Here is a 14,682-nt window from a genome sequence, read left to right as displayed (position 1 = left end):
GCCGGGTCATTCCGTCATTTCGAGTGATCCTTCAGGCGCCGGCTCTGCTCGGCTTTCCGCCACTGTTCCATGTGGTAAAACAGCCGGGGAGCCAACTCCCGTAACGCACGTCTGTATACTTCTCTCTTGAATGAAACCACCTGTCCCAACGGATACCAGTAGCTGACCCACTGCCACCCATCGAATTCCGGTGAATCGGTGCCGTCCACACACACTTGTGCGTCCGGCGATAACATCCTCAGCAGGAACCATTTCTGTTTTTGGCCCACACACACAGGGTGCGAGTTCTGGCGCACCATCCTCCTCGGAAGACGGTACCTCAGCCAGCCCCGGGTACAGCTGATGATTTCCACATCGCTGGCTGTGAGGCCGATTTCCTCTCCAAGCTCCCGGTACAACGCTTCCTCAGGTGATTCGTCAGTTTTAATGCCACCCTGAGGAAACTGCCAGGAATCCTGCCCTATTCGCCTTGCCCACAGGACTTCACCCCTGTGATTGGCCAGAATGATTCCGACATTGGGTCTGAAACCGTCTGAATCGATCACGGCACAGTCCTCGCAAAAGTCGGTCGCCGCTCAAATTTTGATCGGCGAAAATTGTCCAAGTTGCTCTCATTCTTACAGAATCCCAAGGGTTCGGCAAACGGAGCCGATGCCGACAGGTCATGGTAAACTGAGACCCTCTCACAACGCCCCGAAACCCTGGAGGACACTTTGACGCTCGCACTTTTTGATCTGGACAACACTCTGCTGGCCGGCGACAGCGATCACGCCTGGGGCGAGTTTCTGGTGGAAGAGGGACTGGTGGACGCCGAAGAGTATCGCCGGGCGAACGATCGCTTCTACCAGGAATACCTGAACGGTGAGCTCGATATTTTCCATTACCTTCGCTTTGCCCTTCAGCCACTGGCACGTCACGACATGGAGGAGCTTCTGGGCTGGCGCAGAACCTTCATGAGCAAGAAAGTCATGCCCATGATGCAGGACAAGGCGCGGGAGCTGATTGAGCGGCACCGCCAACAGGGCCATACCCTGATGATCATTACCGCCACCAATCGCTTCGTGACCGAGCCAATTGCCGAATACCTCGGCATCGAGCACCTGATCGCGACCGAACCAGAGCTGGTGAATGGACGCTTCACGGGCGAGGTAGCCGGGGTTCCCAGCTTCCAGGATGGCAAGGTCACTCGCCTCAACGACTGGCTGCAATCCTGCGATCAATCGCTTGAGGGAGCCTGGTTCTACAGCGACTCCCACAACGACGTGCCACTGCTCAGAAACGTGGCCCACCCGGTGGCTGTCGATCCGGATCCGACGCTCGAGCAACTTGCCCGAGACGCCGGCTGGCCGGTGATTTCACTGAGAGCGTAAGCAGGGTTGGCTAGAAGAATCCGGTCAACGACCGGACGAAGCACGCCTTGATGTAGTCCGTCTCCGGGATGCCGGGAACGACCGGATGATCCGGCGCCTGGTGCCCCTGTTCCAAAAGCTGAACGAAACGGTCGATCTTCCGACCGCTGGCGCGGATGATGTCGGTCAGCCGTTCCTGGGACAGATGCATCGAACAGGAAGCGGATACCAGCAGCCCATCCCGCTCGAGGAGCCGGAGTCCGAGCTGATTCAGCCGCGCATAAGCCTGTTCGCCAGCCTTCTGGTCCCGACGGCGCGGAATCAGGGCCGGCGGATCCAGCACCACAATGTCGAACTTCTCTTTCTCATCCGCCAAAGCCTTGAGCGCCTCGAAGGCATCGCCTTCAATGGTCTCCACGTTATCGAGGCCGTTGAGGCCGGCGTTGTGGTGCACCGAATCGATCGCAGCGGCGGACGCGTCCACACAGGTCACCTGCGACGCACCCGCACAGCCCGCCTGAAGCCCCCAACCACCGGCATAACTGAACACATCCAGCACGCGTTTACCCGGCGCATAGGCCTGCAGGCGCTGCCGGTTCATCCGGTGATCGTAGAACCACCCGGTTTTTTGCCCGCCTGTAATCGGCACCTCAAACCGGACGCCATTTTCTTCCACGCGCAGGCGATCGGTCTCCGGGCCGTGAGCCTGTTCAACGTAGGCTTCAAGCCCCTCGATCCGGCGCATCTTGCCATCGTTCTTGAGAACGATCGCGCGGGGCTGCACAAGGCGCTGGACGGCCCGTACGACGGCGTCTTTCAGTTGCTCCATACCTGCCGTGGAAATCTGGATCACCACGGTGTCGTCGAAACGGTCGACAACCAGCCCCGAAAGACCGTCACTGTCGCCGAAAACCCAGCGATAAAACGGACGATCAAACAGACGATCACGAAGCGCCAGGGCTGCTTCCATCCTCTGGGTCAGCCGCTGCGGAGTCATTCCATGGCCCGGATCCCGGCTGATCAGGCGCCCACAGATCAGGGCATGCGGGTTAACGAACAGAGTACCGAGGGGCTTGTCGTTGGCCGCACGAAGTTCGGCCTGGTCGCCGGGTTCGAAATCGGTCAGAGTCGTACGGCGGGAATCCACTTCGTTGCTGTAGACCCAGAGATGTCCGGAACGAAGCCGACGCTCCGCTCCTTTTCGAAGGTACAGAGGGGGAAGATTCATCCGGGTTACTCTTCCGCCGCCACATGCTCCGCATAGGAGGTCGCATCCATCAGTCCGTCCAGCTCCCCGGCGTCAGAGAGCCTGACGCGGAACATCCAGCCCTCGCCGTAGGGATCTTCGTTGACCAACTCGGGTTCGTCCTCAAGCGCGTCATTGATCGCAATGACTTCACCGGTGACCGGACTGAATACATCCGATGCGGATTTCACCGATTCGGCGACGCCCGCCTCTTCACCGCCGTTCACGGTCACGCCAAGGTCTGGCACCCCGATGTAGACAACATCGCCCAGTTGCTCCTGGGCAAAATCGGTAATGCCGACGGTAGCGGTACCGTCATCGGCCACACGCACCCACTGGTGGGTCTCGATGTATTTGAGGTCTGAGGGAATCTCACTCATGTCGTTTGCTTCCTGTGGAATTTTTCGCGCAGTTTAACGCAAGAGCCTACCGCCAGCGAACCTCGCGAGCGAGGTTCATGAACGAAGTCAGGTAATCCACACGTCGATCCCGTTCACGAAGGCCTAAAAAGATCTGTTTGTGAATTCCCTCGACCCCCAACCGGACCGGCACCACGGGAAGCCGATGGCCATATTCGGCGACCATCCAGCCCGGCAAGGCAGACACGCCCCGACCGGAGGCCACCATCTGCAAAAGGATATCCGTGGTCTCGATGGTCTTGTGCCGCGCCGGTGCACGCTGGGCCGGCAGAAAGAACCGAGTATAGATATCCAGGCGTTCAAGCTCGACGGGATAGGTGATCAGGGTTTCCCGTTCGAGCTCTTCCGGCAGGACAAAATCCTGATCCGCCAGTTTGTGCCCCCGAGAAACCACCAGCACCTGTTCGTAATCGAATACCGGCTCGAAGATCAGGCCCGGTCGCCGCAAGGGGTCGGGGGTTACCAGCAGATCGATATCATGCCCGAACAAGGCCCCGATACCGCCAAACTGGAATTCCTGTTTGACGTCTACATCCACATCCGGCCACGCTTCCAGATACGGGCCCACCACTTTCAGCAGCCACTGATAACAGGGATGGCACTCCATACCAATCCTCAGCATCCCGCGCTTACCCTTCGCAAACTGCGCCAGCACTGCCTCGGCGTGCTCCATCTGCGGCAGGATGCGATTGGCCAGCGACAGTAAATACTCGCCGGCCTGGGTCAGCCGCAACTGCCGCCCCTCCCGCGTCCACAATGCCGTTCCGCTCAGGCGCTCCAGCTTTTTAACCGAATGGCTGAGCGCCGACTGGGTGAGATGAAGCGCCGCCGCAGCGGCCGTGAGAGAGCCCTCCCGATCAACTGCCCGGAGAATTTCAAGATGATGTCGATCCAGCATAGGTCCCGCTATTCGTGAATCTTATTCATGGATTAGTGAAATAATACCATTATTTTTCATCATCAGGCCTCGCTATCCTGCCTCGACTCATCAAACAACGGACATGCAGGAGAGACAGGATGGTTACCACACATACATTGGGCTACCCCCGAATCGGTGCTGACCGGGAGCTCAAATTCGCCCTTGAAGCCTACTGGGCAGGATCGATCAGCACCGAGGCACTGGAAACGACGGCTGCAGAGCTGCGCCGCCAGAACTGGCAGGACCAACAGGACCTGACCCTCGTACCTGTGGGAGATTTTTCTCTGTACGATCAGGTCCTCGACATGAGCGCCACCCTCGGCAATCTCCCGCCGCGCACAGAGGTGAAGGACGGAGGGGAGCTGGAGCAGTACTTCCGCGCCGCCCGCGGCCAGGGAGGCCCGGACACGGCCTGCTGCGGAACCCAGGCGGGAGAAATGACCAAGTGGTTTGACACCAACTATCACTATATTGTCCCGGAGCTGACCAGCGACACACGCTTTGAACTCAATGCCCGGCGGCTGCTGTCCCAACTGGAAGAAGCGCGGCAGAATGGTCACCCAGCCAAACCGGTCGTCATCGGACCCGTTACCTATCTCTGGCTGGGCAAAGCCAGGGACGGCATCGACAAACTCGAGTTACTGGAGTCCCTGCTCCCGGTCTATGGGGAACTTCTCAACCAACTGGCCACCGCAGGCGCCGACTGGGTACAGATCGACGAACCGGCCCTTGTTACGGAACTCGACGAGGGGTGGCAGCATGCATTCCGGGTTGCCTACCACCACCTCAAGGCGGCCCGTCCGAAACTGCTGCTGACAACCTACTTCGGCCAGCTTCGTGACAACCTGCAGCTCGCCTGCGACCTGCCTGTCGCCGGCATACACCTGGATGCGGTCAGCGCTCAACCCGAAGCCAGTCGACTCGCAGACTGGCTACCAACGCACAAGGTGCTCTCGCTGGGCGTCATCAGCGGCCGAAACGTGTGGAAATCAGACCTGAGCGGAACACTCGACTGGCTGGAGCCCCTGTATGGGAGACTCGGTGAACGGCTCTGGCTCGCGCCTTCGTGTTCATTGCTTCACGTCCCCCTCGATCTGGACAGGGAAACTGAACTGGACCCGGAAGTTGGACAATGGCTGTCCTTTGCCAGACAGAAACTGGAAGAAATTGGTGTCCTCGCTCGCGCCCTGACCACAGGACGCGAGTCAGTCAGCCACGAACTGGACGAAAACCGATCCTCTACCGAGGCACGACGACGTTCGCCAAAGACCCGCAATCCGGCGGTTCGCCGGGCCCTTTCCCGGGTGACGCCGCAGCTCGGACAACGACGCAGCTCCTTCACCCATCGGCGCCGGCTTCAACACCAACGCCTGGAACTGCCTCCTCTGCCTACCACCACGATTGGCTCCTTTCCGCAGACACAGGATATCCGGACCACACGGCGACAGTATCGTAATGGTCTCCTCAGCGATCAGGCGTACCGGCAACACATGCGTGAGGCCATTGCCCACTGCATCCGGGAGCAGGAAACGCTGGGGCTGGACGTGCTGGTTCATGGCGAAGCCGAACGCAACGACATGGTTGAGTACTTTGGTGAACAGCTGGAGGGCTATCTCTTCAGCCGGTTCGGTTGGGTGCAGTCGTACGGGTCCCGATGCGTAAAACCTCCCATCCTGTATGGCGATATCCATCGGCCCAGGGCCATGACCGTCGAATGGATCCGGTACGCCCAGTCGCTGACCCGCAAACCCGTGAAGGGCATGCTCACCGGACCGGTAACCCTGTTGAACTGGTCCTTCGTCCGCGACGACCAGCCGCGCTCCGAGACCGCCTTCCAGTTAGCCCTTGCCGTCAGGGAGGAGGTTCTGGATCTTGAGCAGGCAGGAATTCCTGTCATCCAGGTGGATGAAGCAGCACTGCGAGAAGGTCTGCCACTGCGCCCGTCGGATTGGCGCAACTACCTGGACTGGGCCATCGAAGCGTTCCGGATTGCGGCAAACGGTGTCAGGGACGACACCCAGATTCATACTCACATGTGCTATTCCGAATTCAACGATATTCTCGCTGCCATTGCACACATGGACGCGGACGTCATCACCATTGAAGCGTCCCGATCGGACCTCGAGCTCCTGGATGGCTTTCGGGATTACGAGTACCCCAATGACATCGGGCCGGGTGTCTACGACATCCATTCGCCGAATATCCCGAAAACCAACGAAATTCTGGAAACACTTGAGAAGGCATCCCGGCGCATACCAATGGACCGACTCTGGGTAAACCCGGACTGCGGCCTCAAAACCCGACAGTGGCCGGAAGTACGGGAGGCCCTCAGATCAATGGTGGATGCAGCGAAACAGTTACGTCAGGCGCGAGGAGAAAGAGCGCCACTACGCGATACTGAAGTATCTCAATAGCCAGAGCTGTTCTCATCCAGTTCGAATTCAAACGCGGAGGCACGACGAATTTCCGTCGTGAACTCCCCGTTGCTTTTGAATTCGAACCAGCGATAGCCAGGGGCCAGGGGCTCAACGGAAAACCCACTGGAACCGGCAGTAAACTGGATACAGGTTGAGGGAGTAGCGAACAGCTGTATGCCGTTACGTGTCCGCTCATACTCCTGATGAACATGCCCCCAGAGCACGACACGGACCTGGGGATGCCGATCGACAATACGCCAGAACGCGTCCCGGTTCTTCAGACCGATTTTTTCCATCCAGTCAGAACCGATATCAACCGGGTGATGGTGCAATGCCACCAGCGTGGGGGTATCCGGATACTCGGAAAGGGCAGACTCCAGGAAATCCAGCTCGGTCTCAGCCAACTCGCCGAAGACCTTACCAGGCACCGACGAATCCAGAAGCACAAAATGCCAACCGGACTGCAAAATCTGCCGCCTGTCGGCCTGATACTCCCCGGCGATTTCCCTGAGAACCGGCGCATTATCATGATTCCCCGACATCCATGCGGAATCACCACCGAGGCGAGACAGACTCTCGCCGAATACGCGATACGCGGTCTCGGAACCGTCCTGGGCCAGGTCGCCCGTGGCCAGAACAAGATCTGGCTGACCGTGAACAGAAAGAACCTCATCGATGACCGCTGACAGGCTGTCCCGGGTAACGACGCCCAGCAAGGCTCCATCCTTGTGGGCCATAAGATGCGGATCTGTAATCTGGAGCACCCGCAGGGGGCGGGCCTCTTCCGGACTAGTCATGGCGTACCTGTTATGCCTTTTTCGAACACCTGGAAACAGGAACAAGTGTACGACGGGCACCAGCAGATTGATCGTCCACAAATGCCACCGGAGTCACATTCTGGCGAGCCACCGGGGACATATTGCATTTTTTGACAACTATGGCACAAACAGAAGGCCCAGTCAGTCGATGCCTTCCTTTGCAGACCACGCCGCGTGCTCCATTGGCAGGTGACCAAAGCGCAGGCAGTAATCGAGCCAGTCGGCCAGGAAGCCGTTGACCTGGGCCTTTTCGTCCGGGTGATGCATAAAGCGGTTGGGATAGTCGTTGACCGGGGCGATCTGGCGATCACGGTAGCAACTGATGACCTCGGCCATCGCCGCGTCATGATAGACCCGCACGGTCATCTGAGGATTGTTGAGCCACCGGCCAGAATTATGGATCTGCTCAAGCAGGATGGTTTCAGTAAACTTGGCGGTCTGGAGTACCGTGATCCGGACCCGTCCCAGATACTGGTTCTCCCGGTGCAATTCGAATTCGCACACAGGCTGACCGTCCGCTTCAAGTTGGCGAAGCTTGCCCAGGCGCTGATAGTTACCGTCACACAAAGCCCCCAACTTGCGAAGGTCCGGGACGTAACGCCGGGGTTTCATGGTCCACTGGGTCATTCTGACAGTCCCTCAAGCAGCCTCGGCCGGTTCAGCTCCAGCCATTGGAGCGCAATAATAGCGGCCGCATTATTGATGGTGCCATCGTGGATCATGGCTATTGCCTCAGCTGCGGGCATTACATGGGCACGAATATCCTCGTGCTCATGCTCCACCCCGAACAGCCCTCCTGCGTTGCGGGTGCTGATATGGCCACAATACAGGTGGATCATTTCGGTGCTGCCACCCGGTGAGACGAGGTAGTCACAGATCTTGTCGAGCCGGCTGAACGTCAGGCCAGCTTCCTCCTGCCCCTCTCGCTGGGCCACTTCTTCCGGTGTTTCACCGTCCTCGTTCATACCCGCGACCAGCTCGAGCAGCCAGGGCGACTGCGTGCGGCCCAATGCGCCCAGCCGAAACTGTTCCAGCAGAACCACTTCGTCGCGCTCGACATCGTATGGCAATACGCAGGTGGCATCACCGCGGATGAAGAGTTCGCGGGTGAAGACCGGCATCTCACGGCCATCAAAACGAGCGTGGGTCAGCCAGAGCTTGTCCATGCGGAAAAAGCCCTGGAAGACGGTTTCGCGTTTTTCGATGGTTACATCGCTTTCGGTAAACTGAAACGGTTTCGGCATGAACACTTCCGGTTAAACGTCGATTTTGAACGATAGCCGGAACTCGGTCGGGACTGCAAGTTACGCTCCCGAGATGGCGGAGCCCAAGCCGCACAGGGACGTCCTGAGGCGTCTCCTGAACAGGGGCTCCAACCTGCTTCCTGCACCCAAGTGAGGGACAGACAGCGACTCAAGCAGCGTCAGACCTTGTCGTAGAGCTTCCCTCCGGACTCGACGAATTCCCGGGATTTCTCCTCCATGCCCGCATCAATCGCCGACACCTCGTCAAGACCATGCTCTGCGGCGTAATCCCTCACCTCCTGGGAGATCTTCATGGAGCAGAACTTCGGCCCGCACATGGAGCAGAAATGCGCCACCTTGGCCGATTCCTTGGGCAGGGTCTCGTCGTGGTAGGCACGTGCCGTGTCCGGATCAAGCCCCAGGTTGAACTGGTCTTCCCAACGGAACTCGAAACGGGCCTTGGACAAGGCATTGTCCCGAATTTGCGCGCCGGGATGACCTTTGGCCAGGTCGGCGGCATGGGCTGCGATCTTGTAGGTGATGATGCCAGTCTTCACATCGTCCTTGTTGGGCAGACCGAGGTGCTCTTTGGGTGTCACGTAGCAGAGCATGGCGCAGCCGTACCAGCCGATCATTGCGGCGCCAATGCCCGAGGTAATGTGATCGTAGCCCGGCGCGATGTCAGTGATCAGCGGCCCCAGGGTGTAGAACGGCGCCTCGTCGCAGCATTCCAGCTGCTTGTCCATGTTCTCCTTAACCAGGTGCATAGGCACGTGGCCGGGCCCCTCGATCATGCACTGGACATCGTGCTTCCAGGCAATCTTGGTGAGTTCGCCCAGGGTTTCCAGTTCGCCAAACTGGGCCGCGTCGTTGGCGTCGGCAATCGACCCCGGACGCAAGCCGTCACCGAGACTGAAGGACACATCGTAGGCCTTCATGATCTCGCAGATGTCCTCAAAGTGTTCGTACAGGAAGCTTTCCTTATGGTGGGCCAGGCACCACTTGGCCATGATGGATCCACCGCGGGACACAATCCCGGTGGTTCGCTTGGCGGTCAGCGGTACGTGGTGCAGACGAACACCAGCGTGGATGGTGAAGTAGTCCACACCCTGCTCGGCCTGCTCAATCAGCGTGTCCCGGAAGATTTCCCAGGTCAGGTCCTCGGCCACACCGCCGACTTTCTCCAACGCCTGATAGATGGGCACGGTGCCGATGGGCACCGGCGAGTTGCGGATTATCCACTCACGGGTCTCGTGGATGTTCTTGCCGGTGGACAGATCCATCACCGTGTCCGACCCCCAGCGGATGCCCCAGGTGAGTTTCTCCACTTCCTCTTCAATCGAAGAACTGACTGCCGAGTTTCCGATGTTGCCGTTGATCTTCACCAGGAAGTTGCGGCCAATGATCATCGGCTCGGTTTCCGGGTGGTTGATGTTGGCGGGGATGATGGCGCGGCCCCGGGCCACTTCGTCACGCACGAACTCCGGGGTGATTTCCGGCGGCAGGTTGGCACCGAACGACTGCCCCGGGTGCTGCTCGTCCAGCAGGCCGTTTTGCCGGGCCTCCTGCAGTTTCATGTTTTCCCGGATCGCGATAAATTCCATCTCCGGGGTAATGATGCCCTGGCGGGCGTAGTGCATCTGGCTGACATTCTTACCCGGCTTGGCGCGCAGCGGTTTGCGCTCATCCATGAACCGGAGCGGGTCCAGAACCGGATCTTTCATGCGACGCCGGGTAAACTCCGAGGTGTAGCCGTCCAGTTGTTCGGTGTCGTCGCGCTCGGCAATCCAGGCAGCCCGGAGAGGCTTAAGCCCCTTACGCAGGTCGATGGTGGCGTCCGGATCGGTGTAGGGGCCGGAGGTATCGTATACCACGACCGGCGGATTGGTTTCGCCTCCCATCTCCGTGGGCGTATCCCCCACGGTAATTTCCCTCATAGGCACCCGCAGATCGGGCCGGCTACCCTGTACGTATATTTTTCGTGAGCTTGGTAACGGTTTTATGGCGGCAGAATCCACCTTGGCGGAATCGCTGAGGTAGGACGGAAAATCGTTCATCATTCGCTCCCGGATCTGAAGAAGGGTTCGGGTCGCGTATGACGGAGCGTCGGGACGATAGACGAGGCCGAAAACCATGGCGCCTGTTATCGTCGTGTCTTAATCCCTACGCCGGCATTATCCGGATCAGGTTGCGGGTTCTGCTTTGCAATCTCAGCCGGTTTCCCGTGATTCAAGGAAACCAGCACCCCGTCAAGACGCGAGTGAATTCTCGTTTGCACACTGAATGTGTGACCTTTGCAAGTGTAGAGCCAGGGGCAATTATTGTCCATAATGGCCAACCAAACGCACACTGACAGCCGCTCCGGCAGCGAACAGCCGTCATCAAGCGTCCCGGATCGACGCCCTTGAGCACAGGTATTCAGGAGAACCAATGAAAAAACGACTGCTTTCCGGATTGATCGGCCTCATGGCGGCGCAGCCCGTGCTGGCCATGGACCTGATGGGAACCTACAAGAAGGCCCTGTCCTACGATTCCGGCATTGCCGCTGCACAGGCCAGCTACGAGGCCCAGAAGGCCGCAAGTGACGTCAGCAAGAGTGCGCTGCTGCCACAGATCGGCGCCTCGGCAGATGCCAAGCACACCGATATTGACGGCGAGATTCAGGACGAGAGCTACAAGTCGACCAGTTACGGTGTCCAGCTGACGCAGCCCCTGTTCCGGGCCGATTCCTGGTTCAGCTACGATGCGAGCAAGTTCCAGACCGAATCCGCCCGCGCCCAGTACAACCTTGCCCAGCAGCAGCTCATCCTCGACGTTGCCACTGCTTACTTCAATGTGCTTCGGGCCCAGGATACCGTCACCACTGCGCGGGCTACAGAAGCCGCCATCCAGCGCCAGTACGAGCAGGCGCAGGAACGTTTTGACGTGGGGCTGATTGCCATCACCGCCGTCTACGAGGCGCGGGCCAGTTATGATGACAGCAAAAGCCAGCGTATTGCCGCCGAAAACCAGTTGAACGTGGCCCGTGAACGGCTGGCGCGACTGACCGGTGAGTACCCGGAAGGCCTGGAGAATCTCCAGCGCACGTTCCCGCTGGATCGGCCGGAACCCATGGATCCGTCAGCCTGGGAAACCACCGCACTGGCGCAGAACTGGTCCATTCAGTCCTCCCTCTACCAATTGAATGCCAGTGAAGCAAATCTCAAAGTGGCCAAGGCCGGACACTACCCGACGGTCAACCTGACGGCCTCTTACGGCGATACCCAGATATATGGGGGCAGCCCGCAACAGTTTGACGGCACCCAGGGCGTCATCGGCGTGGAACTGAAGGTTCCCCTCTACACCGGCGGTGGAACACAGGCCGGCGTCCGCCAGCAGCGCTCCCTCGTCAACGTGGCCGAACAACAGTTGAACACGGTGCGGCGGGACGTTCGCGTCAATACCCGCAGCCTGTTCCTCACCGTTAACAACAACATCGAAACCGCGTCGGCGCTGGCACAGACGATTATTTCCCGTCGGAGCGCCCTGGATGCAACCCGCGCGGGTTACGAAGTAGGGACACGCAACATCGTCGAAGTCCTGGACGCCGAGCGGGCCTACTACGTAGCGCTGCGCGACTATGCCAATGCGCGTTACGACTATGTGATCAACAGCCTTCAGCTGAAACAGGCGGCAGGCACCCTCAGCCCACAGGATCTGGTAGACCTGAACAACTGGTTGAGCGAAACCGCACCGGGCATCGAGGCACTCGCCAACGAGCAGAAAACGCTTCAGGACCCCACGCAGTAGCGGTTGGCTGGCATCGGCGACCACCCGGTTGCCGATGCCAGTCACAGCCGATCGATAATTCCGTCTACGACCCGCTCCAACGCCCCACGATTCTGGTTTACCACATTCAGCGCCCTCCGCCCCGTTTCAAGACGCGCCGCAGGCTGACTGAAAAGATGAACAAGGGACGTCGCCAGTTCTTCCGCGCTGGACACAAAGCAGACACCAGCCCCTTCAAGCAATCGATCGTAGATCGTCTCAAAATTGAAAACGTGCTTGCCTGAAAACACCGGAATGCCCCAGCCGGCAGGCTCCAAAGGATTGTGCCCACCGCGCTCGATCAGAGAACCGCCCACAAAGGCGATATCGCTGGCACCATAGAGCATCATCAGCTCCCCCATCGTATCCCCCAGATATACCTGGGCCGGCGCCGGATCCTCATCGGAGGACCGACGAGCCAGGGCAAGCCCACGGGCGTGGACTTTGGCGGCGACGGGATCAAACCGCTCCGGATGACGGGGAACCAGTATCAACATGGCGTCGGGATGCACGGCCAGCACCTGTTCATGAGCCGTCAGCAACTGGGCATCCTCGCCCGCATGAGTACTCCCGCCGATCCAGATCGGCCGCTCCCCCAGGCGCTTTTTCAGTTCCCGCGCCTGCCGACGGATGTCCTCCGGAATATCCACATCAAATTTCACGCTGCCTGTCACTTCCACACTGTCGGGCGCCACACCAATACGGCGAAACCGCTCGGCATCCGGCTCTGCCTGGGCCGCAACCCAGCTGATGCTTTTGACAACAGGTGCGACCAGCCGACTCACCCGCTCATACCCTCGTGCAGAACGCTCCGACAGACGCGCATTGATCAGAAATACAGGAATATCCCTCGAGCGACTCTGACGAATCATGTTGGGCCAGATCTCGGTTTCCATAATAACGAGAATGCTGGGACGGACCCGGTCCAGGAAGCGGCGGATTGACCCCGGGGTGTCGTAGGGTGCATAGGCGTACTGGATCCGGTTTCCGAACATTTTCCGCGCCTGGGAAAGGCCGGTTTCCGTCATCGCAGTCATGAGGATGGCAGCTTGAGGATCACGCTCCAGCAACTTTCCGATCACAGGCCCTGCAGCAATTGCCTCGCCAACCGAAACGGCATGTACCCATACAACCCGACCTTCCATCTGTGGCACAATTCCCAGCCTGTGCCGCCAGTCCAGCCGCAATGCGGGATTGCTTCGCCCACGCCACCACAACCGAAAAAAAATAAGTGGTAGAAACAATCTTATGAGTTGGGAATAAATGAACATCAACACGCGGGACTCCCTGCGAAACGATGCGTTATTATGCGCAATTAATTTTTACGACGGCATCTTGCCCTCGGATAAACAATTTGTCGATCCAGGACCGCGATTTTGAAGAAGACAGACCACAAACATCCGAGAAACACTGACTACTCGGCTTATCTTTCTCCCAGATGGTGGGCAACTTGGCTGGTTATCGCGCTAATGTGGCTGGTTGCACAACTACCTATTCGCTGCCAATGGGTGCTGGGGAAATCTATCGGCCTATTGGCCTGGAAACTGCTCAATAGACGCCGCCATATTACCGAAACCAACATTCGCCTGTGTTTTCCGGAATTATCGGATGAGCAGAAAGCCTCCCTGGTACGGAAAACCTTTATAGCTAACGGGATTGGTCTGATGGAGCTTGGAATAGCTTGGTTTCGCGACCCCGCCAAACTTACCAACATCACTTACATTCATGGTTTGAACCACTTCAAAAAGGCCTTGGAAGGAGGTAACGGAGTCATTCTGCTAGGGGGCCATTACAGCACTCTGGACCTCGGCGGAAGCCTTGTTACCGAGTTTATTGAAGCCGACGTTATGCAGCGCGACCATAATAACCCATTGCTGAATGCAGTGATGACGAGAGCTCGCGAGCGCCGTTACGGAACGGTTCTGGGGGCACGGGATTTGCGAGGCCTGTTTCGTAGCCTGCAACAAAATCACGCTGTCTGGTATGCTACAGATCAGGACTATGGCAGAAAGGACATTGTATTTGCACCATTCTTCGGAATTGAGGCAGGCACTATCACAGCGACCTCACGTATTGCAGAAAGAAGCAAGTGCGCCATAGTCCCCTTTAGCCATTTCCGACGAAAAGGCAAACCAGGCTACGATATCTATTTCCATCCACCACTGGAAAACTTTCCCAGTGGCGACGACCTCGAAGATGCCACTCGCATCAACACCATTATCGAGAAAGAAATTCGCAAGGCTCCAGAGCAATACTTATGGATGCACCGGCGTTTCAAAACTCGGCCCGATCCTGAGGACTCCGGCTTCTATGCGGGAACGCCAACCAAAGATGCCTGAACAGCAACATTTAGTAGGCCGTGCAAATCACCTCCCGCAATCGTTTTACTATTGAACTAGAATAGTGCCACTCAAATATCCTGAATCAGTTCCCAAAATGAATCGATCAAACACTTTTCATACC

13 protein-coding genes and 1 riboswitch are annotated in these 14,682 nt (G+C 58.2%); of the genes, 4 read left to right on the top strand and 9 right to left on the bottom strand.

Going from position 1 to position 14,682, the window contains the following annotated elements; genetic code table 11:
* Window positions 1–14 precede the first annotated feature (14 nt).
* The gene (locus MLD04_RS17230; protein ID WP_008940756.1) at window positions 15–545 is read right to left on the bottom strand and encodes an RNA pyrophosphohydrolase; all 531 of its coding nucleotides are present in this window, start codon (window positions 543–545) and stop codon (window positions 15–17) included.
* 168 nt (window positions 546–713) lie between these two features.
* On the opposite strand from MLD04_RS17230, the gene MLD04_RS17225 reads away from it, so the two are divergent.
* Window positions 714–1,370 carry a histidinol-phosphatase gene (locus MLD04_RS17225; protein WP_248160644.1) on the top strand — a complete coding sequence of 219 codons (657 nt, stop codon included), beginning with the start codon at window positions 714–716 and terminating at the stop codon, window positions 1,368–1,370.
* Window positions 1,371–1,380: 10 nt separating this feature from the next.
* Here MLD04_RS17225 and MLD04_RS17220 read toward each other — a convergent pair whose 3' ends face one another.
* Genes MLD04_RS17220 through MLD04_RS17210 form a run of 3 tightly spaced genes read right to left on the bottom strand, consistent with a single transcriptional unit; the run spans window position 1,381 to window position 3,912 of the window.
* Window positions 1,381–2,577: a class I SAM-dependent rRNA methyltransferase gene (locus tag MLD04_RS17220; RefSeq protein ID WP_248160643.1), complete on the bottom strand. Its 1,197-nt coding sequence runs from the start codon at window positions 2,575–2,577 to the stop codon at window positions 1,381–1,383.
* A gap of 5 nt (window positions 2,578–2,582) precedes the next feature.
* Entirely contained in the window at window positions 2,583–2,975 is a 393-nt protein-coding gene (gene gcvH, locus MLD04_RS17215) for a glycine cleavage system protein GcvH (RefSeq protein ID WP_248160642.1), read from the bottom strand.
* Window positions 2,976–3,021: 46 nt separating this feature from the next.
* On the bottom strand, window positions 3,022–3,912 hold the full coding sequence (locus MLD04_RS17210) for a LysR family transcriptional regulator (protein WP_248160641.1): 891 nt from the start codon (window positions 3,910–3,912) through the stop codon (window positions 3,022–3,024).
* 119 nt (window positions 3,913–4,031) lie between these two features.
* Here MLD04_RS17210 and metE point away from each other — a divergent pair, with 119 nt between their 5' ends.
* Entirely contained in the window at window positions 4,032–6,347 is a 2,316-nt protein-coding gene (gene metE / locus MLD04_RS17205; protein ID WP_248160640.1) for a 5-methyltetrahydropteroyltriglutamate--homocysteine S-methyltransferase, read from the top strand.
* On the opposite strand, the gene cpdA is transcribed toward metE, so the two are convergent.
* The 4 genes from cpdA to thiC all read right to left on the bottom strand — a co-directional run bounded on the left by cpdA (window position 6,341) and on the right by thiC (window position 10,469).
* Complete coding sequence (cpdA, locus tag MLD04_RS17200; RefSeq protein ID WP_248160639.1) at window positions 6,341–7,147, bottom strand: 3',5'-cyclic-AMP phosphodiesterase; 807 nt, start codon at window positions 7,145–7,147, stop codon at window positions 6,341–6,343. The two genes, metE and cpdA, sit on opposite strands and share 7 nt — an antisense overlap.
* Window positions 7,148–7,309: 162 nt before the next feature.
* Window positions 7,310–7,795 carry a DUF1249 domain-containing protein gene (locus MLD04_RS17195; RefSeq protein WP_248160638.1) on the bottom strand — a complete coding sequence of 162 codons (486 nt, stop codon included), beginning with the start codon at window positions 7,793–7,795 and terminating at the stop codon, window positions 7,310–7,312.
* Entirely contained in the window at window positions 7,792–8,412 is a 621-nt protein-coding gene (locus MLD04_RS17190; RefSeq protein ID WP_248160637.1) for an NUDIX domain-containing protein, read from the bottom strand. The genes MLD04_RS17195 and MLD04_RS17190 overlap by 4 nt, the downstream gene beginning before the upstream one ends.
* A 179-nt stretch (window positions 8,413–8,591) precedes the next feature.
* Window positions 8,592–10,469 (bottom strand): phosphomethylpyrimidine synthase ThiC, encoded by a 1,878-nt coding sequence (gene thiC, locus MLD04_RS17185; RefSeq protein ID WP_248160706.1) that lies wholly within the window; start codon window positions 10,467–10,469, stop codon window positions 8,592–8,594.
* A gap of 86 nt (window positions 10,470–10,555) precedes the next feature.
* A riboswitch (TPP riboswitch) is annotated at window positions 10,556–10,671 on the bottom strand.
* Window positions 10,672–10,842: 171 nt separating this feature from the next.
* On the opposite strand from thiC, the gene MLD04_RS17180 reads away from it, so the two are divergent.
* Window positions 10,843–12,201: a TolC family outer membrane protein gene (locus MLD04_RS17180; RefSeq protein ID WP_248160636.1), complete on the top strand. Its 1,359-nt coding sequence runs from the start codon at window positions 10,843–10,845 to the stop codon at window positions 12,199–12,201.
* A gap of 41 nt (window positions 12,202–12,242) precedes the next feature.
* On the opposite strand, the gene waaA is transcribed toward MLD04_RS17180, so the two are convergent.
* Window positions 12,243–13,496 (bottom strand): lipid IV(A) 3-deoxy-D-manno-octulosonic acid transferase, encoded by a 1,254-nt coding sequence (waaA, locus tag MLD04_RS17175; RefSeq protein WP_248160635.1) that lies wholly within the window; start codon window positions 13,494–13,496, stop codon window positions 12,243–12,245.
* Between the two features lie 99 nt (window positions 13,497–13,595).
* Here waaA and lpxL point away from each other — a divergent pair, with 99 nt between their 5' ends.
* The gene (gene lpxL / locus MLD04_RS17170) at window positions 13,596–14,558 is read left to right on the top strand and encodes an LpxL/LpxP family Kdo(2)-lipid IV(A) lauroyl/palmitoleoyl acyltransferase (RefSeq protein WP_248160634.1); all 963 of its coding nucleotides are present in this window, start codon (window positions 13,596–13,598) and stop codon (window positions 14,556–14,558) included.
* Window positions 14,559–14,682 lie beyond the last annotated feature (124 nt).

This window comes from Marinobacter koreensis, assembly GCF_023156285.1.
Classification (GTDB): Bacteria; Pseudomonadota; Gammaproteobacteria; order Pseudomonadales; family Oleiphilaceae; genus Marinobacter; species Marinobacter koreensis.
Note: the sequence above shows the minus strand (reverse complement) of the source record. Positions and strands in the feature narration are given on the sequence as shown.